This window comes from Candidatus Abyssobacteria bacterium SURF_5 (genome assembly GCA_003598085.1).
In the GTDB taxonomy this organism is placed as follows: Bacteria; Abyssobacteria; SURF-5; order SURF-5; family SURF-5; genus SURF-5.
Genome location: QZKU01000046.1, coordinates 1 through 20916, shown reverse-complemented (window position 1 = coordinate 20916; position 20916 = coordinate 1). Strand labels below are relative to the sequence as shown.

At 60.8% G+C, this 20916-nt stretch carries 19 protein-coding genes; 6 read left to right on the top strand and 13 right to left on the bottom strand.

Annotated elements, in window-relative coordinates; translation table 11 throughout:
• The 3 genes from C4520_06415 to C4520_06405 form a co-directional block, all read left to right on the top strand.
• Nucleotides 1-427: hypothetical protein (locus tag C4520_06415; protein RJP23384.1), on the top strand; the 427-nt coding region annotated here is incomplete at its 5' end.
• 488 nt (nucleotides 428-915) lie between these two features.
• Nucleotides 916-1128, top strand: a complete 213-nt coding sequence (locus tag C4520_06410) for a type II toxin-antitoxin system HicB family antitoxin (GenBank protein RJP23383.1) — start codon at nucleotides 916-918, stop codon at nucleotides 1126-1128.
• Complete coding sequence (locus C4520_06405) at nucleotides 1125-1313, top strand: type II toxin-antitoxin system HicA family toxin (protein ID RJP23382.1); 189 nt, start codon at nucleotides 1125-1127, stop codon at nucleotides 1311-1313. The genes C4520_06410 and C4520_06405 overlap by 4 nt, the downstream gene beginning before the upstream one ends.
• Nucleotides 1314-1701: 388 nt before the next feature.
• On the opposite strand, the gene C4520_06400 is transcribed toward C4520_06405, so the two are convergent.
• The 13 genes from C4520_06400 to C4520_06340 all read right to left on the bottom strand — a co-directional run bounded on the left by C4520_06400 (nucleotide 1702) and on the right by C4520_06340 (nucleotide 16392).
• On the bottom strand, nucleotides 1702-3186 hold the full coding sequence (locus C4520_06400) for an ADP-ribosylglycohydrolase family protein (protein ID RJP23381.1): 1485 nt from the start codon (nucleotides 3184-3186) through the stop codon (nucleotides 1702-1704).
• A complete protein-coding gene (locus C4520_06395) occupies nucleotides 3081-4052 on the bottom strand; it encodes a nitronate monooxygenase (protein ID RJP23380.1) in 972 nt (323 codons plus the stop codon). Before C4520_06395 ends, C4520_06400 begins: the two co-directional genes overlap by 106 nt.
• A gap of 28 nt (nucleotides 4053-4080) precedes the next feature.
• Nucleotides 4081-5496 carry a phosphomannomutase/phosphoglucomutase gene (locus C4520_06390; GenBank protein ID RJP23379.1) on the bottom strand — a complete coding sequence of 472 codons (1416 nt, stop codon included), beginning with the start codon at nucleotides 5494-5496 and terminating at the stop codon, nucleotides 4081-4083.
• Between the two features lie 116 nt (nucleotides 5497-5612).
• On the bottom strand, nucleotides 5613-7097 hold the full coding sequence (locus C4520_06385; protein ID RJP23378.1) for a hypothetical protein: 1485 nt from the start codon (nucleotides 7095-7097) through the stop codon (nucleotides 5613-5615).
• Nucleotides 7098-7114: 17 nt separating this feature from the next.
• Complete coding sequence (ccsB, locus tag C4520_06380) at nucleotides 7115-8089, bottom strand: c-type cytochrome biogenesis protein CcsB (GenBank protein ID RJP23377.1); 975 nt, start codon at nucleotides 8087-8089, stop codon at nucleotides 7115-7117.
• 27 nt (nucleotides 8090-8116) lie between these two features.
• Nucleotides 8117-8626, bottom strand: a complete 510-nt coding sequence (locus C4520_06375) for a PTS sugar transporter subunit IIA (GenBank protein ID RJP23376.1) — start codon at nucleotides 8624-8626, stop codon at nucleotides 8117-8119.
• 8 nt (nucleotides 8627-8634) lie between these two features.
• Nucleotides 8635-10329, bottom strand: a complete 1695-nt coding sequence (locus C4520_06370) for a CBS domain-containing protein (GenBank protein RJP23375.1) — start codon at nucleotides 10327-10329, stop codon at nucleotides 8635-8637.
• A gap of 133 nt (nucleotides 10330-10462) precedes the next feature.
• Nucleotides 10463-11743 (bottom strand): glutamate-1-semialdehyde-2,1-aminomutase, encoded by a 1281-nt coding sequence (gene hemL / locus C4520_06365; GenBank protein RJP23388.1) that lies wholly within the window; start codon nucleotides 11741-11743, stop codon nucleotides 10463-10465.
• 125 nt (nucleotides 11744-11868) lie between these two features.
• The gene (locus C4520_06360) at nucleotides 11869-12336 is read right to left on the bottom strand and encodes an Lrp/AsnC family transcriptional regulator (GenBank protein ID RJP23374.1); all 468 of its coding nucleotides are present in this window, start codon (nucleotides 12334-12336) and stop codon (nucleotides 11869-11871) included.
• Nucleotides 12333-12800 (bottom strand): Lrp/AsnC family transcriptional regulator, encoded by a 468-nt coding sequence (locus tag C4520_06355; GenBank protein RJP23387.1) that lies wholly within the window; start codon nucleotides 12798-12800, stop codon nucleotides 12333-12335. The genes C4520_06360 and C4520_06355 overlap by 4 nt, the downstream gene beginning before the upstream one ends.
• A 50-nt stretch (nucleotides 12801-12850) precedes the next feature.
• Complete coding sequence (ahbD, locus tag C4520_06350) at nucleotides 12851-13942, bottom strand: heme b synthase (protein RJP23386.1); 1092 nt, start codon at nucleotides 13940-13942, stop codon at nucleotides 12851-12853.
• 183 nt (nucleotides 13943-14125) lie between these two features.
• Nucleotides 14126-15109 carry a porphobilinogen synthase gene (gene hemB / locus C4520_06345; GenBank protein ID RJP23385.1) on the bottom strand — a complete coding sequence of 328 codons (984 nt, stop codon included), beginning with the start codon at nucleotides 15107-15109 and terminating at the stop codon, nucleotides 14126-14128.
• 98 nt (nucleotides 15110-15207) lie between these two features.
• On the bottom strand, nucleotides 15208-16392 hold the full coding sequence (locus C4520_06340; protein ID RJP23373.1) for a radical SAM protein: 1185 nt from the start codon (nucleotides 16390-16392) through the stop codon (nucleotides 15208-15210).
• 272 nt (nucleotides 16393-16664) lie between these two features.
• Between C4520_06340 and C4520_06335 the strand changes: the two genes are divergently transcribed.
• The 3 genes from C4520_06335 to C4520_06325 form a co-directional block, all read left to right on the top strand.
• On the top strand, nucleotides 16665-18845 hold the full coding sequence (locus tag C4520_06335; GenBank protein RJP23372.1) for a hypothetical protein: 2181 nt from the start codon (nucleotides 16665-16667) through the stop codon (nucleotides 18843-18845).
• 834 nt (nucleotides 18846-19679) lie between these two features.
• A complete protein-coding gene (gene rsmG / locus C4520_06330; GenBank protein ID RJP23371.1) occupies nucleotides 19680-20420 on the top strand; it encodes a 16S rRNA (guanine(527)-N(7))-methyltransferase RsmG in 741 nt (246 codons plus the stop codon).
• Nucleotides 20421-20465: 45 nt separating this feature from the next.
• On the top strand, nucleotides 20466-20916 hold a 451-nt coding region (locus C4520_06325; protein RJP23370.1), incomplete at its 3' end, for a hypothetical protein.

Here is a 20916-nt window from a genome sequence, read left to right as displayed (position 1 = left end):
ATGCAGCCAGAGAACCAAGGACATCCTGCTGACATTAGATCAGATTCTGAAAGAGGAGTTTGAAATCGAAGGCCCTCGCTGGAATCAGAAATACTACGTAGCATATCCGGTTAATGGTTACAACTGGCTTTGCATAAACACAAAGCCAAGATTTCTTGTACTGGATTTTATTGTCAAAGCTGGATCATTTAAGACAGAAGTTCTCGCGGAGCGACTTGGGGTTGAGGCTTACGACGTGGAAGGTTCTCTCGGAGATAAACTCGGATTGCCAAGTTCTGTATTCGTAAAGAATCGAAATCCCTCTTCAGACCGAGTACGTTTCCGAATGAAGGAAGATTTCGATTTTACTGGAAAAGCCTTCAGGGATTTTCTGAAAGACGCCTTTGCGGCATTCGGAATCAAGAAGGGATCAATTCTACAATCCTAACGGAAAACGGTGACGTTACGGCGAGAGATGAGGGGGTCGCGTGTAGACAACATCACGTGACGCTGAAAGATTTGCCTGACCTTTGGAAGGAAGGCAGTCCACAGACCACAGCTTACAGTCCACAGCAAGGCAAGTCCACAGGAAGGGCAGAACACGCGGAGAAAATTCAAGACCGGGAAATTTCCGGAATATCCGCGGTTCAGCGAGAGAATGAATGGCGACGTGGCAAGGAAGAAAGAAGGCGAAGCAATCGAAGTATCCTTCCTGTTGCTTGAAGGCAGGGAAATAAAGGCAGCGGCGACTGGGAGTAGTCAGGCAACGAAGGAGGAAGTCTGACAAATGCGTACCTTGAACTGGCCCCTTCTTCTCCTCCTTTATTTCATGTTTGCATTCCTTCCGTAAGCTGCTATATAGTGTTAAATGAAGGCTGGATCATGCATTGATGGACTGGCTTGGGCGGCGGTAAACGAGGATTGGAGACATACACGATGAAAAGCGAATATACGGCTGTTCTAAAACAGGAAGGCGACTGGTGGGTAGGTTGGATCGAAGAAATTCCCGGCGTCAATTGCCAGGAACGAACCTATGAGGAATTGAAAGAGACCCTCGAGGTCACGCTCAAGGAAGCCCTTGAATTCAATCGTCAGGATGCGTTGAAAGCGGCGGGAAGCGGATACACAGAAGAAAAAATCGCCGTATGAAGAGAAGCAAACTGCTCCGGCATCTTCGAGCCCAAGGATGCGAGCTATTGAGGGAAGGCGGCAGACATTCATGGTGGCACAATCCCGCTTTGAATAAACGCTCCGCTATCCCGAGACACTCCGAGATAGCGGACATCCTGGCGAAGAAGATCTGCAAAGACCTCGGTGTAGAACCAGTCCAATAACCGCCATACCAAATTCTGCCGTTCCGAAGATAATATCTCGAAACAGTCAAATAGGCAACGTAAGTTCCGGTCGCAATCCGGGGGAGAGATTTTTCCCTCACCTTAATCCTCTCCCCAACGGGAGAGGGAGACGAAGAGAAATTCTTCGATCACGCTGAAGCGTGACTAAGAAGCAAGGCTCAGGGTGACAAGAAAGAAACGTTAGAATGACGCGGCTGCGACCGTGTATTCCGGATTCACAGGCGAGACGCCTGTGCTGCCGAAGAAAAGAAGCCAGGCAAGGATTCTGCTTCCGCAGGAATGACAGTTGAAGGTATATCCTCGGCGTCCATCGGCGGTTGAAAAGAGAGATTCTTCGGAGAATTGACTGAGATGCGATGAGGCAAAATCAGGAATCGCTCTTCTGTTCCATCAATCCCAGCGTTTCATCCGCGATCCGGCTGATCTTCACGACGTTGAATCCCGCCAGGCTCGTGTGGAGCGTGTCGTTCAAGCGGGCGCTCCACGCGGGCGCGATTCCCGCAATCCCCAGCCGCATCCCCATGATCGAGCCCACCGTCGCTCCGTTGCAATCGGTATCGAATCCGGGCTGAACTGCTTTGCAGATCGACGAGCCGAAATCATTCCCGCCCCACAACAGGGCGGTGATGCAGATGACCGCATTCGGGATCGTGTGGCACCAGTGATGAAAATCGTATTCGTCCCATGTCGCGTGAATCCGCGCCACAGCCTCGTCATACGTGATCCCCTGCCGATACCATTCGAGAGCCTCCCCTAAATGCGCCGCCAGGCGGCAGCGCGCCGGAATCTCGGCGAGGCCGGCTTCGATCAGCTCCGGAATGTTTTCGCAGTAGGGCGCGCCGGCAATGAGGGCGGCCATAAACATCGCCCCGTAAATCCCGTTCTTCACATGGCTGATGCAGGCGTCGCGCCAGGCGAATTCAGCGGCGCGCTCCGGACTCCCGATATTGACGTAGCCGTACGCATCGGCGCGTATCTGCGCCCCGATCCATTCGCGGTACGGGTTCCGATAACTCGCGCTGTGCGGCGGTTGAACGTGCAGCATGAAGTTGCGATACGCGACGCGCTCCGCCGTGAACGCGGCGAGCGTCGGAATGTTCTCCAGCCAGAATTGAGCGACGTCGGCGGGGCTGAAAGCGGGGCCGTATTTCCTCAGCATGAGAAGGCTTGCGGTCGTGTAGTTGGTATCGTCATCGACCGGCATGTACTCGAGCTGGTCGCTCCACCGGAGCGCCGTGATGTCCGGATATTTCCTCGCGAGCTTGCCGTCGACGCCGTACCGGATATACCCGCTCAGCGGCCATTGTCCGGTATCCTTTAGAAACGGCCAGAAGCGATCGGTGCGCACTCCTTCGGCAGCCTTGCCGAGAAAACAGCCGATACATCGTCCCAGCCACCCGCCATGGATGCGCTCTGAAACCGATCGATCCGAAAGAGGCCGCCGATAGGCGCGTGGGCCGTCCGGCCGCCGGTCGCGGAGGGATTCCAGGTCCGACGGCTCATCGTACGGGAAATCATCGCTTACCGGCAGCGCGGCCGTCTCATCCAGGAGGGTTCCCGCTTTTCTCTGAGTCGCGGGCGAAAACAGCTCCTCGTGGTCGAGTTTGAGAAGGGTGGCGAATTCGGCTTCGAGCGCCGGAGTGACCTGCTTGCCCTCATCGCGCAACTGCGCCAGTTCCACGTTCAGGTCGCCGTACGCGAGCCAGAGAAACATGTTCTGCAGTTGCTCGGCCATCGTTCTGGTCTTTACTGCACGATGCCGTTCAGGCGATTCATGATCAAGCGGGCGTCTCTGACGATGCCGTCGATCAACTCCTTGACCGAGATCACGTCGTGAACCAGGCCGACACATTGGCCGGCCGCGATGGTGGCGCTGTCGAGGTCGCCGCTCAGCCACGCGCCCTTGCCGAGTTTGCCGCTGATGTAAACGATCAACTCGTCGAGCGTCGCGCCCTTGTTCTCCATCTCGAGCACTTTCTGCGCGACATCGTTCTTCATGACGCGAACGGCGTTTCGGATCGAGCGCTCGATCATCATCGTGTCCGTCTCCTGCGCCTGCACCATCCAGTCCTTGAAATTCTGATGGGCGGGACATTCTTTCGTGGCGACGAAGCGCGTGCCCATGACAACGCCCTCGGCCCCGAGCGCGAGAGCGGCCAGAAACCCGCGGGCGTCGGCGATTCCGCCGCCGGCTATGATCGGGATATTCAGGCTCTCGGATGCGCGCGGGATCAGAACGAACGAGGTGACGTCGTCCATTCCCGGATGCCCGCCGCATTCGAACCCGACGATGGTGACCGCATCCGCGCCGATCGATTCGGCCTTGCGCGCAAATCGTACCGCCGGCACCTTGTGGATCAGCTTTATTCCAGCCTCCTTGAGAGCGGGAACAAACGCCTCGGGATTGCGGCCGGAAGTCTCGACCACGGGCACCTTCTCTTCGCAGATAACCTCGATATACCGGCGGGTGGTGTCGCCCTCGAGCAGAACCGGCAGCATCGACACGTTGACGCCGAACGGTTTTTTCGTCATCGCCTTCGCTTTTTTCAGCTCGTCACGCAGCTCCTCGGGATCGGCGAACGACGCGGCCGTGATGAAGCCCAGCCCGCCGGCCTCCGAGACCGCGGTCGCCAGCTCGGCGCGGCTCAGCCACTGCATGCCGCCCGACAGGATCGGATATTCGATTCCAAGCATCTCGGTTATGCGCGTTTTGAACATTGCCTTCTCCTCTTTGTTTTCTCTCGGGTCAGCCCAGAACTTTCTTCAGCTCGCCCTCGATCAGCGCCCTGATCTCGTCGCGCCGTTTCTCGCTTGTTGCCTCGAATCGCAGGACGAGCACCGGCTGAGTATTCGATGCGCGCACCAGGCCCCAGCCGTCCTCAAACGTCACGCGCGCGCCGTCGATATCAACCACGTCGTACTTCTTCTTTTTAAAGCGGTCGGTCAGTTCTTTGACCACCTGAAATTTCTTGTCGTCCGGACATTCCGACCGGATCTCGGGAGTCGAATACATCTTCGGGACGTCCGCCAGCATCGCGCTCAGCGGCTTTCGCGATTTCGAGAGGATTTCGAGCAGCCGGCACGAGGCATAAATGGCATCGTCAAACCCGAAATAGCGATCGGAGAAAAAGACGTGGCCGCTCATCTCGCCCGCGACCGCCGCCTTGGTCTCCCTCATCTTCTCTTTAATGAGGGAATGGCCGGTCTTCCACATGATCGGGTTGCCGCCGTGCTTGGCGATATCGTCGAACAGCGTCTTCGAGCTTTTCACCTCGGATATGATCGTGGCGCCCGGCTTGCGCGAGAGGATTTCGCGCCCGAACAGGATCAAGAGCTGGTCGCCCCAGAGGATGTCGCCCTTATCATCTATAATGCCGAGGCGGTCGGCGTCGCCGTCGTATGCGATGCCGCAGTCGAATCCTTCCTTCTTCACCCGCTCGCGGATCTCGGCGATATACTTCGGCACGGTCGGGTCGGGATGATGATTCGGGAACCGTCCGTCCATCTCGGTGTACATCTCCTCGACCTCGCAACCCAGGTCGCGGATCAGCTTCGGAGCCACGGGACCCGCCGTCCCGTTGCCGGCATCGATGATGACCCGGAGCGGGCGGTCGAGCTTGATGTTCTCGCGGACGTGTTTCTGGTAAGCGGGAACGATGTCGTATGTCTCCACTTTTCCCTTGCCGGAAACGAAATGGCCGATCTCGCACGCCTTTCTGATCTTCTGGATTTCCTCGCCGAAGATCGTGCTCTTGCCGATGCATACCTTGAATCCGTTCTGGTCGGGAGGATTATGGCTGCCGGTGACCTGCATGCCGCCCTCTTTGTCGAGGTGGTGAAGCGAGAAATAGAAAACGGGCGTCGGACAGATGCCGACATCGACCACGTTCAGGCCGGTGGAAAGCATTGCTGAAAGCAGCGCCTTGTGCAGGCGCGGCGAGCTCAGGCGGCAGTCGCGGCCGATAACCACATTCTTCTTGCCGAAACTGTGGGCATACGTGCCGAAGGCCTTCCCGATACACCCGACGACCTCGTCTGCAAGGTCTCGATCGGCCACGCCTCGTATGTCATATTCACGAAAGATATCTGGATTCACCGCGCTCGCTCCTTTCTCATGTAAATGATCGCACAGGGATTCGGACTCCGGACTGCAGGCATTCATCGGGTGCGTCGCGAGACGCTATGATATATGATTCGCCGCATGCTTTTCAAGCTCGCTCGGGAGATATGGGTATGCCGCAGATGCTGTTTCAGTATGAACGTGGCGCGGCGCGCATGCTACTTCCGGAGGGCGTCGCTCATTCGCAGTTTCAGGCGCTCCGGCCGCGCAAACAGGCCGACCATCCGGATGCTCACGGTGATCAGAGTTCGCCCATTCATCCGGTCCACATGACAATGCACCTGATACCACGGCATGTAGATGCGCAACCCCATCAGCAGCATCAGCAGCCCGGCGGCCGTCCAGAGAATGGGCACCCCGGGATCGTACCGGTAACTGAGGATGCTGCTTTCCCGCATGTTCGACAGGACGAAACGGGTGCGCATTGCCTTTGCCGGCTCATCGGGATACAGCTCGGCGACAACTGACCACGCCCGCTTTTGCGTCGACGACGGCGGCCGGTATTTCAGCCTCGCGGCCGGGCGCAGCTCCTTCTTCTCTCCGGCGTACGTCTGCAGAGGGCCATCGCGCGGCGTCTCGAGCAAAAACTCGCCTTCCATCTGCGGAATGGAAAATGGCTCCTCCGCCGTCAGATCGGCCAATATTTCTTCGCCTGCCTGAAGATCGAAGGCGTGTTCGTATCCGATCTGATAGAACGTCATGCCGCCGAACCGAAGCGGATCGTTCACTTCGATCGTCTTTTGCTTGACCGGCCCCCCATCGAGATATACGGTCAGCGTGCTGTACCAGTCGGACGGCGTCACCGAGTTCGCAGGCAGGACGTAATGCGGGCGCGCGGGCGATTTTCCCCAGAGCGAGGCAAAGCGGGCGCCCGGCTTTTTCGGGTACTCGAGATGCGGCTTCTCGACGTACGCTGTCGAGAAATCCTCCAACTCGATGTCGAGCCGGCGCGACCGGCCCTCGCTTCTCAGGCCGAGGACATCGGCCAACTTTCTCCAGTTCGTGCGGGCATCGAGCGAAATCGTTTTCCTCTGTCCCGCGGACACCTCGACGTAGTCCTCGAAAGCAAAAAGGAAGGATACGATGAAGCCCGCCATCGTGATCAGTATGAGAAGATGGTACGTCCAGGAGAGCCAGCGGAAAGGTAATCCCTTCTCGGCCACGACCCGCTTCACATTCGCGTTCTCGGAATAATATTTCATCCGCCGAAATCCGAACGCGCCGAGCATGCGCTCGATGTCGGGCCCGGCCTCTCCATCGGTGGAGGAGATCGAGAACGAATGCTCGCGCTGCAGCAACTCGTCGCGGCTGAAGAGGCCGTACTTCGGGCGTTTTCGGATGATGCTCAGCCTGTGGATGCCGCACAGGAGCAGGTGAACGGCGAACGCGGACGCGAGCAGCAAGAAATACGACGAATGAAATATGTCGAGGAGGTCCAGCGCGGCGACCAGGCCCGCCAGCTTGCCGCCGGACTCGCGATACCGCTCGATTGCGGCCGGGTCGGGGTCCTGCGGGAAAATAGTCCCAAGGAAAAAGAGCGCGGCGAAAACCCCGAGGAAGACCAGCGTCGTTTTGACCGAGACCAGAGTGCGGTAGAATCCGCCGCCGGAAGAATTCCTTTGTTTTGTCGCCGCTTCGCGCATCTACCTCCAATGCCGGTTCAGTACGCGTGCAGACTCGGGATGCCGAGCAGCCGGCTGATCCAGTTGACGCCCAAAAACGTCATCACCATGCATACGAAGCCCAGGATATTCAAGGCCGAGGCGCGGCCGCCCCTCCACCGGCCCATCGTCATCGCATGCAGATAGAGGGCGTACACCGTCCAGGTGATCAGCGACCACGTTTCCTTCGGGTCCCACGACCAATAGCGCCCCCACGCCTGCTCCGCCCATGCCGCGCCCGTCACGATCCCGAACGTCAGCAGCGGGAAGCCGAACAGCACCAGCCGGTGCGCCGACCGGTGAAAACGCGCCGCGGCCTCGCTTTCCATCCGATACCGCTTGAGGATCCGGTACGGCAGCAGGCCCACGAGCGACACGTGCGCCAGCTCGACCGCAAAGGCGACCACAAAGACGGCATATGAGATGAACGCGATGATCACATGCCACAGAAACCACTGGCTCTGCAGGGCGGGCGGCAGCGGCTCCAGCGCGGGATCGCGCCCGAGGACGGCGTACAGGCACGCGGCGGCGGCGATAACGGCCACCGGGAACCCGGCGGCATGAATGCTCTCGAAGCTGCGCTCGACGACGAGGTACGCGAGCAGGGCGCTCCACGAGAACCACAACAGGCTCTCATACAGCGTCTGGTACGGCGGCCGCCCCGCCTGCACCGTCCTGCACAGGATGATCAGGGAAAGGATCAGCGTCGCCGTGAAGAGCAGGCGCCTGGCGCTCCTGCCGGTCTTGTCGCGCGGCGAGATCAGCCAGCGCAGATACGCCATCGCCGCAAGCATCTGCAAAGCGATCGATACCCAGAGCGCGCGAAGCTCGATCACGAGAAAAAGCGAATCGCGCTGCAACAGCGTTTGGACGGCGGTGTTCATAGCAAGTTTGTTTCTATTCTGCAACATGAAAGATCGCGAGGCTTGCTTCTTGTGGGTCGGGCGGGGATTCCGGATCGCGGCCGGTTGCATCGGCCGCTGCTCGAATATGCCGGCATGTCAGGTCGTAAACAGGTCCTTGCGTTCCTCGTTCCTGATGATATCCATCGCCTCTTCGGGCGATTTTGCATCTCGAAGAGCGGTGGTCATGAAATCGTGTTTGAAGAGGCGGGCGATCCCGGCAAGCGTTCGCACGTGCTGCTGAAATTTATCCTTGGGGATCACCAAAAGAACCACGAGTTGAGCGGGCTGGCCGTCAAGCGAGTCGAACGGTATCCCGCTTCTGGATATCCCGATAGCCCCGACGATGGAATCGACCAGGTGGGTGCTCGCGTGCGGGATGGCGATGCCCCGCTCCATGCCGGTGCTCATCGAGCGTTCCCGGTCGTAGACGATCTCGAGGACCTTGTCCCGGGTCTCCGGCTTCAGCTCTTTCGCCGCGACCGCCAGATCGATCAGCTGTGCGATGCAGTCCCACTTATCCTTCGCCTCCAGCCTCACCTTGATGAGCTCGGGCCGGAGGAACTCTGAGAGCCTCATTGGGATATCACCACCCTTTTCTGCTTTCATTCGTGCGCTCAGCCCGCCTTTGCCCGCTGAGCGCGCCAATAGGCGTCAACTGCGTCTCGCTGCCGAACCATGCCCACGACCCGCGGGCTTTCGCCTTCGGATATCACGGGCAAGGTGCCGACCTCCTCGCTCATCTCGCTGAACTTTTGAAGGATCGAGTCCACGCTCTCACCCGGCGTCACGTACACGACAGCGTCATCAAGCATGTCCCGTGCGATCAGCAGATCGGCCACGGCCTCATCGAATATCACGTCGCGGATGCGCGCAAACGAGATATTCCCGATATATCTCCCCTCTTTCGTCACCACCGGAAGCAGGTCATACCGGGCGTGGGAGAATATCTTCATCAATTCGTCCAAACCGGCGTTCTCCAGCACGCTCTCGACGTTTCTTCTCATAACGTGCTTTGCCGCAGGCCCAGCCATACCGCGGCCGCGGAAAGCCGAAGGCGGCAACCCAATCGATGCGCGGACCCGGCTTGCCATCATCTCTAAAATGTCGGACACCGATCTGCCCGGCAGGTGCGGCAAGAGCGACACCAGCTTCACCTCTCCGCACCGGACAAGCGAAAACCGAACCGATAGCGGCCCGAAGACCTCAAACACAACGATCGAGCCAAGCACGATCGCCTGCATGGCCTGCGCGCCCTGCAGACCGGACTGGCCCACGGCCATCGCCAGTCCGATGGCCACCCCCGCGTGCGAGAGCATCGCGAGGCCGAGGTACCGCCGCCATTCCTCCGAGAGACCGGCCGCCGAGGCCCCGAGCGCCGAACCCGCTATCTTCGCCAGCGTCCTGCCGCCAATGTAGGCCGCCCCCAGCAGCCCTACGTGCACCAGCGTTTCAAGATGAAGATTCGCGCCTGCTATCACAAAAAATATCACATAAAACGGATAGGCGCTCGCATCGATCAACTGGAACATCGAAGCGCCGTGCGCCGAGGTGTTCCTCTTGGCAGCGCCAAGCACCAGGGTCGCCAGCGGACCGGACCCGCCCCAGGCGTATGCCATCCCAACGACCAGGGTTATCGCCGCAATCGCAAGCAGCAATTGCTGCTTGGGCGTGTATACGCGCTCTTCCAAAAAGCTCAGCGCGAACCCGCCGGCCAGCCCCAGCAGCATCGAGCGCCCAGCTTCCATCGCGGAAAAAGCCAGCCCCCGCTCGTTCTGCATCACGAGGACGAGCAGGAACGGAAATAAAATGAGACAAAGGAAATTGTTGATTCCCACCAGCGCCATCAGGTTCGAGGTGAACGAGCCTTCCGACTCGTATTCCTTGATTACCACAAGGGTGGTGGCGGGGGCGGTTTCCATCGCTATGAAGCCGACCACGACAGCCAGAATGAAATTGCGGCTGACCAGCCACAGCAGACCGCCGACCAATGCCCACGTCAGCACCATCTGTACCGCCGTCACCAGAAAGAGCTTGCGGCCGAAGCGCCTGATGTGGTCGGCCCGGAACTCGCCGCCGATGCTGAACATGATCAGCCCCAGCGCCAGCTGCGCGATGAGATCGAAGTTGCGCAGCTCGTCCCACTGGACCATCCGGCTCACCGACGGGCCGAGCAGAAAGCCCGCCGCCAGGTAGCCGGTGACGCGCGGGACGCGCACCCGCGCGACCAGCCCTCCAAAGAAAAGTCCGAGAATCAGCATCAGGCCGACGTGAACGATCAGCCTGACTTCTCCTGCGGGAACCGACGGCATCCAATCCTCTTTATGCGCTCGCCGGCCCCTCCCCTCGGCTTTCCTCCTCAAAGGAAGCCTGATCGCGTTCGGATGTCAAAGGGAAAGTATAGCCGAAAGCGCCAAAAAAATAAAGCGTTTTATCCGGTGGCCTCTATTCGATTTCCAGGAGAGACTGCTCGGCGGCCCGAACCGTTCTCTCGACGTCCTTCTCCGTATGCGCGAGCGAAACGAATGCGGCCTCGAACTGGGACGGCGCCAGGTACACGCCGCGCTCGAGCATCTCGTGAAAATACTTCGCGTATCTGCGCGTGTCGCACCTCAGCGCATCCGCGAGGTTGCGCACCGGCTGCTCGGAAAAGAACATGCACAGCATCGAACCGATCCTGGTATGATACGATGGGATGCCGGCCATTCGAGCGGCCTCGATCAGGCCCTCGCCCAGCCGCTCCGCCAACAGGTCCAGCTTCTTGTATGCGCCCGGCCGCGAGAGCACCTCGAGCGTTGCGATGCCGGCCTCGACCGCCAGCGGGTTGCCCGAAAGCGTTCCCGCCTGGTAGACCGGACCGGCCGGCGCCATCATCTCCATGATGTCCGCCCTGCCGCCGTATGCGCCCACGGGTAGGCCGCCGCCGATGATCTTGCCGAGCGTCGTGAGGTCGGGCTTCACCTTGAAAAGCTTCTGGGCGCCGCCGTACGCGACGCGAAAACCGGTGATGATCTCGTCGAAGATCAGCAGGACGCCGTGCTTTGCCGTCAGCTCGCGCAGGCCTTCGAGGTAGCCCTCCTCCGGCGGCACGACCCCCATGTTCCCCGCAATCGGCTCGACGATCAGGCAGGCGATCTCGCTGCCGTGCTCGCGGAAGGCGGCCGCGGCGGCTTCGAGATCATTATACGGAAGCGTGATGGTGCAGCCCGCATACTGCGGCGGCACGCCCGGACTCGTCGGCACCCCGAGCGTCATCGCGCCCGAGCCCGCCTTCACCAGCAGGCCGTCGGCGTGCCCGTGGTAGCACCCCTCGAACTTCACGATCAGCGGCCGATCCGTCCACGCGCGCGCCAGCCGGATCGCGCTCATGACCGCCTCGGTGCCGGAGTTTACCAGGCGCACGCGCTCGATCGACGGAAACGCGCGCATGATCATCTTCGCCAGCCGCGATTCCTTTTCGGTCGGGATGCCGAAACTGGTTCCCTCGGCCGCCGTCTTTCGCAATCGGGCAACGACCTCTTTATGGGCGTGCCCGAGGATCAACGGCCCCCACGAGCACACGTAGTCGATATACTCGTTGCCGTCGACGTCCCAGATGCGGCTTCCCTTGCCTCTTTCAACAAATATCGGCGAGCCGCCGACCCCTTTGAACGCGCGCACCGGGCTGTTCACGCCGCCCGGCATCAGCCGCTGCGCCTGCTTCCACAACTGCTTCGACTTCGTCATCTTTCTTGCAGCCATGCATTCCCCCCGACGTTAGCTCAATTCCTGAAGCATGTACCCATCTCCCCGGGATAAATATTTGAGGCTGTGTCGCGGTATTGGAGAGCGGCCGGCGATCGCTGAATCGGCTAAAAATACCGCGGACTGGTTTTCTTGAACTCGCGCGTGCTGAACACGAGCTTGAACCGGTCGATGCCGACCTCGGCCGCGAGACGTTTCGCGGTCTTCTCGCAGAAGGCGCGCGTGCGCCCGTGAACCATCGTGTACAGGTTGTAGGGCCACTCCGCAAAGCGGGGGCGCGCGTAGCAGTGCGTGATCTCCGGCGCCGACGCCAGCATTCGGCCGACTTCCTCGATCCGATCCTCCGGCACGTCCCACACGATCATGCCGTTGGCGTCGACCCCGGCCGCACGGTGCGCGATCATCGCGCCCATCCGCCTCAGCAGGCCCTTCTCAAGATATCCCCGGACCCGCGCGAGCAGCTCTTCTTCGGTGACACCCAGTTCCTCGGCTATCTGCCGGTACGGCTCCCTGGTGTGCGGAAGGTCGCCGGAAAGCGCATTGATGATTTTATGATCGAGGGGGTCGAGTTTCATTCGCCGTCGTTCTCCAGATCGAAGTCCACCTTGATCTTGAACAGGTGTGATGCGGGAAGGTTGAGCGGCTTGAGGCCGGTCCGCCGCCCGATCTCGCCGAGCGTCTCCTCTATCTTCTTCTCGGACTGCTCGATCAGCGTGAACCAGACGTTGTAGGCGCCCTCGCGCTCATAATTGTGGGTCACGCCGGTGTAGCCGTTGACGATCGAAACGACCTCGGAAAGGCGCTCCTTCGGGACGCTGAGCGCGACGAGGGTGCTCTTGTAGCCGACCTTTCGCGAGTCGAAGCTGCCGCCGAGGCGCCGGATGATCCCCGTTTTGCGGAGGTGTTCGACTGCATGAAACACGTCGTCCTCGGACGAACCGATCCGCCGGGCAAGCTCCCGGTAGGGATGAGGCGAGATGGGGAATTCCTGCTGGATGACCTTCAGGACTTCCTGCTCGATTCTCTTGAATGCAGTCATGCCGTCCATATTTGGTTAGAGAGACAAGAGGCCGCGCGAGCGAGTCTTTCTCACCCGGAGCCCGGATACACGCAGTAGGGCTCTTCCGCAAGGTAATTGCCGGTCCGCGCGTACGCGCGCGCCCTGCAGCCGCCGCACACTTTCAGGTAGCGGCACTTCCCGCACTTGCCCTCGTAGCGGCTGAAGTCGCGCAGCTCGTTGAAGACCTTCGAGTTCTCCCACGCCGCGCGAAAGCCCTCCGCGCGCACGTTGCCGCAGTCGAGCTCGAGGTATCCGCACGGCGAGAGCGTGCCGACGTGCGAGATGAAACAGAAAGCGACGCCGCCGAGACAGCCGCGCGTCACGGCGTCCATCCCGTAGGTCTCGAAGCTCACCTCTTTGCCCTCGGCCGCCGCCCGCTGGCGCAGAATGCGGTAAAAATGCGGGGCGCACGTCGCCTTGAGCTGGAGCGGAGTCTTCTCGCGCTGCTCATAGAACCAGTTCAGCGTCCGCTCGTATTCCTCGGGAGGGATTTCCTGTTCCTCGAGATCTTTCCCGCGGCCCGTCGGGACCAGGAGAAAAATGTGGTGGGCGACCGCCCCCAGATCGACCGCCAGCTTCAGGATGTCGCCGATCTCGTGCAGGTTGATCCTGGTGATCGTGGTGTTGAGCTGGAACGGAAGTCCGGCCTTCTTCGCCGCCTCGATCCCCCGCATCGCGCCCGCAAACGCGCCCGGCACCTTCCGGAACGCGTCGTGCGTCTCCGCGGTCGAGCCGTCGATGCTGACGCTGATGCGCTGGATGCCGTGCTCGACCAGCCGGCGCGCAGTCGGCTCATCCAGCAGAACACCGTTGACCGCCATCGTCATCTTCATCCCGAGAGACTGCCCGTAGCGAAGGATCTCGAAGATGTCCGTGCGCAGCAGCGGCTCGCCGCCGGTGAAGATGATGATCGGGTCGCTGAACGAGTGGATCTCGTCGAGAACCTTCTTGCATTCCCCGGTCGAGAGCTCGTTCGGATACGGGCCCCGCTCGGCCGACGCGCGGCAGTGGATGCAGGCGAGATTGCACGAGCGCGTGATCTCCCACGCGACCAGCCGCAGCTCCGATTTCCCGCCCGGATGCCCGCCGTGAGCGTGTCGTTTTTTTTGTTCAACGGTCATAAAGAATAAAATACAAAGTTTTGAAATTAACCACAGAGGCACCAAGGCACCAAGAAAACCGAAAAGTCACGCCTCGTTGTGTCTTGGTGGTGTGCTTATCCCGGAATCCAGAACCTGGGCCGGATTCCGACGCGAATCCAAATCCAAAACATGTCCCGGACTCCGATCCGGGATCCAAAATTCTTACAGCCACCGCGCCGCTTCCAGCGCGTAATAGGTGAGAATGATGTCGGCGCCCGCCCGCTTGATGCCGGTGAGCATCTCCAGAACGATCTTCTGTTCGTCGACCCAGCCTTTCGCCGCGGCCGCCTTGATCATGGCGTATTCGCCGCTCACGTTGTAAGCCGCGACCGGATACCCAAATTCCTGTTTCACGCGATAGATGATGTCGAGGTACGGCAGCGCCGGCTTCACCATCACGATGTCGGCGCCCTCCTCGATATCGAGCGCGACCTCTCTCAGCGCCTCATCCGAATTCGGCGGGTCCATCTGATACGAGCGCCGGTCGCCGAACTGCGGCGGCGACTCGGCCGCGTCGCGGAACGGCCCGTAGAAGGCCGAGGCGTATTTGGCCGCATAGGCCATGATGGGGATATGCTCGAAGCCGCTATCGTCGAGCGAAGCCCTGACCGCGCCGATGCGGCCGTCCATCATGTCGCTCGGCGCCACCATGTGCGCGCCGGCCTGGACGTGCGAGAGCGCCATCTTCGCAAGCAGCTCGAGCGTGGCGTCGTTATCGACCGAAAATCCGCCGCCGCGCTCTTTCCTGACCACCCCGCAGTGGCCGTGGTCGGTGTACTCGCACAGGCAGACATCGGTGACGATGACAAGATCCTCCACCTTGTCCCGGATCGCCCTGATCGCCTTCGCGACGATGTTATCCTTCTTGTACCCGTGCGTCCCGCGCGCATCTTTCGCTTCGGGAATCCCGAAGAGGATGATCGCGGGAACGCCGAGATCGGCCGCCTTGCGCGCCTCCTTCACCGCTTCATCCACCGAGAGCTGAAATATGCCCGGCATCGACGATATCTTGTTGCGAACGCCCCTGCCCGGCCGCACGAACAGCGGCATGATCAGGTCGTCCGTCGAGAGGCGGGTCTCCCGGATCATGCGCCTGAGGTTCTCGTTCGCCCTCAACCTGCGCGGGCGGTAGATCGGGTATCTCATTTCTTTTTCCCCCACAGAGGCAGAAGCCCCGGCGCCCATTATCCTTTGATAAGATCTCTTGCCAGACCGCGCGCGCGTTCGCGAGAGGCGGGTCCTTTTTATTCCATGATCTCGCGGTCGGACAGGTAGCAGGCCGGGTCGTCCCCCCACATGTCTCCGCAGGTGGCCTCGGCCCGGATGCGGCAGCCGCCGCAAATGGTCTTGTATTTGCACGAGCCGCACCGCTTGCCGCGGATGTGCTCGTGCAGGTGTTTGAGTTTCTGCAGGAACTCGTTGTTCGGGTCGGTCCATATCTCCGAGAAGCGGCGCTCCTTCACGTTGCCGAGCGTGACGTGGTTCCAGAACTGGCAGGCGTGCACGTCGCCTCTCCAGTCGACGTTCGCGAACTTGCGCCCGGCGGAGCAGCCGCCATGCCGCTTCTGCAGCTCGGTTATCTCGAGCGCCCGGTCCGGATTGAGGTCGCGGATATGTTTTTCGAGCATCACGCCGTCGGCGTGGTTGTCGGTGGTGAGGATCTCGGTCTCGACGCCGCGCCGATGCCAGTCGTACGTCTTCTCGATCAGCTTCTCGGCCACGCGGCGCGTCTGCTCGGGCGAAAGGTCCTGCTTCGCCAGCTCGCGCCCGCGCCCGGAATAGACGAGGTGATACATGCAGAAGCGCGGGATCTTGTGCCGCTCGACGATGTCGAGAACCGCCTCGAGGTCGCCGTAATTATGCTGATTGATCGTGAGCCGGACGCCCGCCTTCACTCCGGCGCGCGTGCAGTTCTCGATCCCGCGCATCGCCCCCTCGAAAGCCCCCTTCTTGCGGCGGAACCGGTCGTGTGTCTCCGGAGCGCCGTCGATGCTGATGCCGACGTACGAGAAGCCGACCTCGGCGATGCGCGCGGCCGCGCGCTCGTCGATCAGCGTCCCGTTTGAGGAGATCACGGCGCGAATGCCCTTCGCGATCGCGTACTCGCCGAGCTCGAAGATGTCCTTGCGCAGGAGCGGCTCGCCGCCGGAAAACAGCAGGACGGGCGACCCGATCTCGGCGAGGTCGTCGATCATCGCCTTCGCCTGATCGGTCGTCAATTCGCCCGCGTATTCCTTATCCTCCGAATCGAGATAGCAGTGAAGGCACCGCAGGTTGCAGCGGCGCGTCGTGTTCCACGCCACCAGCGGCCGCTCGGCCGTCGTGAACTGCAGCATGTGGGCGGGAACGCCGGCGTCGCCGCGGCGGCTGTAATTAAGGGCCTCGCCGATCGTGGCAACGCCGCAGAGCAGTTTCGTGAAACCTATCATTGTGGTACGTATCCCCCAAAAAAATCAAACGGCAAGAACCCATCACACTGAAAGCCGGCTTGGCACCCAGCGCTGCGAATTGCCAACCGGCCACCGAGTTATTTTAGCACTAATTTTCGGCTCATGTCAACGAAAACGGTACGAAAACGGCGGCGTTCATTGACAATGCCCGCGGGCCGGAATAGAATACGAGGCGTCGAGGCCGGAGCCCCTCCGGCAGGCATGCATCTGAACTGTCATTCAAAAAAGTTATCTTAAGGGAACAGGAAGAGATGGACAGGATTCACGTCGCGTTCCTGTGGCATATGCACCAGCCGCTCTACAAGGAACCCGCCGGCGGCTCGTATGCGCTTCCCTGGGTGCGCCTGCACGCGATCAAGGGATACAACGACATGCTGTCGGTGCTCGACGACTTCCCGCGCGTGCGCCAGACGTTCAATTTCTCGCCCTCGCTCCTGGTGCAGCTCGAGGATTACGCCGCCGGAACGGCCACTGACGCGTTCCTTGAGCTCTCCCGCAAGCCGGCCGGCGAGCTCGAGCCCGCCGAGCGCGCGTTCATCCTCGAGCATTTCTTCTCGGCCAACTGGGAGACCATGGTCTTTCCCCACCCGCGCTACCGCGAGCTGCTCGAGAAGCGCGGGCTGCGCGCGGCGCCCGAGGAGCTGAAGGAGCGGCAGGCCCTTTTTGCCGACGACGAAATTCGGGACCTTCAGGTCTGGTACAACCTGACATGGTTCGGTTACGCGGCCCGCGAAAAGGACGCCGATCTGCGGGGGCTGATCGCCCGGCGCCGCGGCTTCAGCGAAACGGAAAAACACTTCGTGCTCGACCGCCAGATCGAGCTGATCCGCTCGCTCCTGCCGCGGTATCGAAAGGCGCAGGAGGAGGGCCGGATCGAGATATCGGTCAGCCCGTATTATCACCCGATCCTGCCGCTCCTGTGCGACCACGAGTCGGCGCGCGAGGCGATGCCCGACGTCAGGCTGCCGAAGGAGCGGTTCCGGCATCCGGAGGACGCGCGCTGGCACGTCCAGCGCGCGGTCGAGACCGCAGAGCGCATCTTCGGCCGGCGCCCGCGCGGCATGTGGCCGTCGGAGGGCTCGGTGAGCGTCGAGGCCGCCGAGATCATCGCCGGCGCCGGAATCGAATGGATCGCGACCGACGAGGACATCCTGCTCGCCACGCTCGGGCGCCAGCGGAGCGCCGAGATCATCTACGCGCCCTACCGGCTCCAGCTCGGCGAGAAGGGTCTCAGCATCGTGTTCCGCGACCGCGGCCTCTCGGACCTCATCGGGTTCACGTACGCAAAGAATCCGCCCGCCGCGAGCGGGCGCGATCTTGGCAACCACCTGCAGAACATCCACGCCCACCTGCGCCCGTCCTCCGGCGAGCACCTGGTCAGCATCATCCTCGATGGTGAGAACCCGTGGGAATACTACGCCGACGGCGGCAGCGTCTTTCTGCGCGAGCTGTATTCGCTCATCTCGCAATCGAGCGCGATCGACGCCGTCACCATCGGCGATTACCTCGAGCGCTTCCCGCCGCGCATGAGGATCGGGCGCGTCTTCAGCGGCTCATGGATCGGGCGAAGCTTCAATATCTGGATCGGACGGAAAGAGGACAACCTCGCCTGGGACCTGCTCGCACGCACGCGCGACGTCATCCTCCGCGAGCAGACGCGCCGGCCCGATCTCGCGCCGCAAACCCTGAGCGCCGCCTGGGAGCACCTGTACGCGGCCGAGGGCAGCGACTGGTTCTGGTGGTACGGCGACGACTTCACCTCCGCCTACGACAGCGAATTCGACCGCCTCTTCCGCGCGCACCTGCAGGAAGCCTACCGGCTGTTGGACGTCCAGCCGCCGACGGCGCTCGGCGAGCCGATCATCAACCGGGGCGCCGCCCGGCCGACCGAGCAGCCGAGCGGGCTGCTCAATCCCTCGATCGACGGGCTGATCACCCATTACTACGAATGGATCGCGGCCGGCAGCTTCGATATCCTGCGCTCCGGCGGCGCGATGAACATCTCGCAGCCGCTCGTCTCGCGCATCTGCTGGGGATGCAGCCTCGAAAGCCTCTTCTTCCGGATCGATACGACCTCGCCCCCGCGCGATGAGGAGCTCCGGGGGATCGCGCTCGAGCTTCACCTCGAAGCCCGCTGCCGCACCCGCATCGAGGTCCGCTTTCCCGATTCCGGCCGCGTCGAGCACGCCGTCTGGCAGAGCGCCGACGGCGAGCAGTGGAACCCCGCCGAGGCGGCCGTTCGGCTCGCCGCGGAGAAAACCGTCGAGCTGTCGATCGGGCTCGCTTCGCTCGGGCTTGCGGAGGGAGACCTCGCCAGGTTTCACGTCTCAGTGCGCAGGGGATACCTCGAGGTCGAGCGCTGGCCGCGCACCGGCTATCTCGAGCTCTCGGTGCCGGGGCCTGATTACGAAGCGACCATGTGGATGGCCTGAAACCTGCCGGGCGCACGGCGTAACCGCGACCAAATTCCTGGAACACGAATGACGTCATTCAACGCATGAAACGAATATTACCGATCGAGCGTCACGCGGGTTCAATGAAAGATACACAAAAAGGAGAAGAAAAGGATTCCTCAACAGGAGGTAACGGAGGAAACGGAGCACAAAGAATATCTTTTCCCTCCGTTGTCTCTGTTGGTCCCGCGCGGCGCGGGATTTGAAACTTTTCTTCACTGCTGTCCAAGATAATTCCAATATGGCCTTTTGATTCACAAAAACCCATATCTTAAAAGGCGGATTGGAGTGACTAATTTGAGGCTGTCTTTATAAAAGCTTTCTTCACCGCGGAGACGCGAAGAGCGCAGAGAAAGACAGTGCATAACTGGACCTCTTAAATTCTCCTTTTATCCCGTCTTTGCGGCCTCTACCGCCTTTGCGGTTCAATGAAATTGTCAGCATCCATTGACAGTTTTTTCCGAAACGGGAAAGCTATCTTGGACGACGGTGACGTTTCTTCTTGAATCTGTACATCGAAGAAACCTCATTTTCAGGCGGACAGGGGGAACCCTGAAAAATCGTAGGGCTTTAACCTCCTCTGAGACGTCGTTCTCAGTTTATCTTGGACAGCAGCGACAGAAATTCAAGATTTTGCAATGCAAAAGAGATATCCTGAATCCCTTCGTTCGAGGCATTCGTCAAAAAAAATCTTTGCGACCTCCGCGCCTCTGCGGTTAGATACTGTTTTCAAATGCGATTGCTTGCTTTCTTGTTCCAAAAGCCAGACGAGAAATTCTGACCTTTTTGGCAAGAATTGAGGAAGGAAGAGCGATGGCCACAGACGACATCGACCTCTTTCGCGACTCGCTCGCGCGGGAGGCGGCCCGCCTCCGCCTGCCACTGCCTGAGCCGGTTCTTGACTCCTGCGCCGCCTATTACCGGCTGCTCGCCCGCTGGAACGCGCGCCTTCGCCTCGTCGGCAGCACCGAACCCGGGAGGGCCGCCTGCGAGCTGTTTGCCGACTCGTTTGTCGCCTCGTCGTTCGCGGGCGAATTTCTCCGGGTCCCGCGGATGATCGACATCGGCGCGGGCGCCGGTTTCCCGGGAATGGCGGTCAAGCTGCTCCATCCGGAGCGGCCGCTTGCCTGTATTGAGGCAATAACAAAAAAGACTAGTTTTCTTAAAACGCTCCGCCGTGCCCTGTCCCTCGACAACGTCGATATCCTCGCCGGGCGCGCGGAGCGGTGCGCCCATGAGGGCGCCTTCAGAGAGCGGTTCGACCTCGCGTTCTGCCGCGCCGTCGCGAGCCCGGCCGCGGCGATCGAGCTGGGGACTCCGTTCATCCGGGTGGGCGGCATGCTGGTCCTCCAAGCGGGCGCGCTCGGGGCGGACGAGATCGAATCGGTCTCAAAAGCGGCCGGCGAAACAGGCGCAAGTTTAGAAGATACAATGTCTTATGATCTATCCTGCTCGCCCCGCAGGCGGCTGCTCCTCAGGATAAAGAAGACCTGCCCGACCCCGGCAATTTACCCGCGCTCAATGAATGCGATCCGAAGGCGCCCCCTCGCCTGAAGTGGTGTTTCACGTGGAACAATACCGATTGTGCTTGACTTTTGGATGGGCCGGCTCTACAATCGGGAAATAAGATTTTTCTCAACCGGGAGGGTGAGCATGAGGCTGATCGCCGTCGCCAATCAAAAGGGCGGCGTGGGAAAAACGACTACGTCGGTGAATCTGGCGGCATGTCTTGCAACGGCCGAGAAGAAGACTCTCCTCATCGATCTCGATCCGCAGGCGAACGCGACCAGCGGATTCGGAATCGATCGCAAGGCGCAGCGGCCGACGGTGTATGAGTTTCTGATCTCAGGGGCGTCCTTCGACCAGGTTGTTCTCCGCGAGATCCTGCCTCAGCTCGATATCATGCCATCGGGGCCGGCCCTTGCCGGCGCGCAGGTGGAGCTGCTCCAGCTTGAGCGTCCGGAGCAGCGCCTCCGGATGGTCCTCGGCCCGGCGCTCGCCCCGCGCGTGCGCGTGAACGAGATCGCGCTGGGCGCCGTGCTGCCGCCGG

What these genes read in the sequence shown, in the direction of transcription:
- C4520_06410 (RJP23383.1), top strand. Translation starts at nt 916, where the DNA reads ATGAAAAGCGAATATACGGCTGTTCTAAAACAGGAAGGCGACTGGTGG.
- C4520_06405 (RJP23382.1), top strand. Translation starts at nt 1,125, where the DNA reads ATGAAGAGAAGCAAACTGCTCCGGCATCTTCGAGCCCAAGGATGCGAG.
- C4520_06400 (RJP23381.1), bottom strand. Translation starts at nt 3,186, where the DNA reads ATGTGTCGGCCTGGTTCACGACGTGATCTCGGTCAAGGAGTTGATCGA.
- C4520_06395 (RJP23380.1), bottom strand. Translation starts at nt 4,052, where the DNA reads ATGTTCAAAACGCGCATAACCGAGATGCTTGGAATCGAATATCCGATC.
- C4520_06390 (RJP23379.1), bottom strand. Translation starts at nt 5,496, where the DNA reads ATGAATGCCTGCAGTCCGGAGTCCGAATCCCTGTGCGATCATTTACAT.
- C4520_06385 (RJP23378.1), bottom strand. Translation starts at nt 7,097, where the DNA reads ATGCGCGAAGCGGCGACAAAACAAAGGAATTCTTCCGGCGGCGGATTC.
- ccsB (RJP23377.1), bottom strand. Translation starts at nt 8,089, where the DNA reads ATGCAACCGGCCGCGATCCGGAATCCCCGCCCGACCCACAAGAAGCAA.
- C4520_06375 (RJP23376.1), bottom strand. Translation starts at nt 8,626, where the DNA reads ATGAAAGCAGAAAAGGGTGGTGATATCCCAATGAGGCTCTCAGAGTTC.
- C4520_06370 (RJP23375.1), bottom strand. Translation starts at nt 10,329, where the DNA reads ATGCCGTCGGTTCCCGCAGGAGAAGTCAGGCTGATCGTTCACGTCGGC.
- hemL (RJP23388.1), bottom strand. Translation starts at nt 11,743, where the DNA reads ATGACGAAGTCGAAGCAGTTGTGGAAGCAGGCGCAGCGGCTGATGCCG.
- C4520_06360 (RJP23374.1), bottom strand. Translation starts at nt 12,336, where the DNA reads ATGAAACTCGACCCCCTCGATCATAAAATCATCAATGCGCTTTCCGGC.
- C4520_06355 (RJP23387.1), bottom strand. Translation starts at nt 12,800, where the DNA reads ATGACTGCATTCAAGAGAATCGAGCAGGAAGTCCTGAAGGTCATCCAG.
- ahbD (RJP23386.1), bottom strand. Translation starts at nt 13,942, where the DNA reads ATGACCGTTGAACAAAAAAAACGACACGCTCACGGCGGGCATCCGGGC.
- hemB (RJP23385.1), bottom strand. Translation starts at nt 15,109, where the DNA reads ATGAGATACCCGATCTACCGCCCGCGCAGGTTGAGGGCGAACGAGAAC.
- C4520_06340 (RJP23373.1), bottom strand. Translation starts at nt 16,392, where the DNA reads ATGATAGGTTTCACGAAACTGCTCTGCGGCGTTGCCACGATCGGCGAG.
- C4520_06335 (RJP23372.1), top strand. Translation starts at nt 16,665, where the DNA reads ATGGACAGGATTCACGTCGCGTTCCTGTGGCATATGCACCAGCCGCTC.
- rsmG (RJP23371.1), top strand. Translation starts at nt 19,680, where the DNA reads ATGGCCACAGACGACATCGACCTCTTTCGCGACTCGCTCGCGCGGGAG.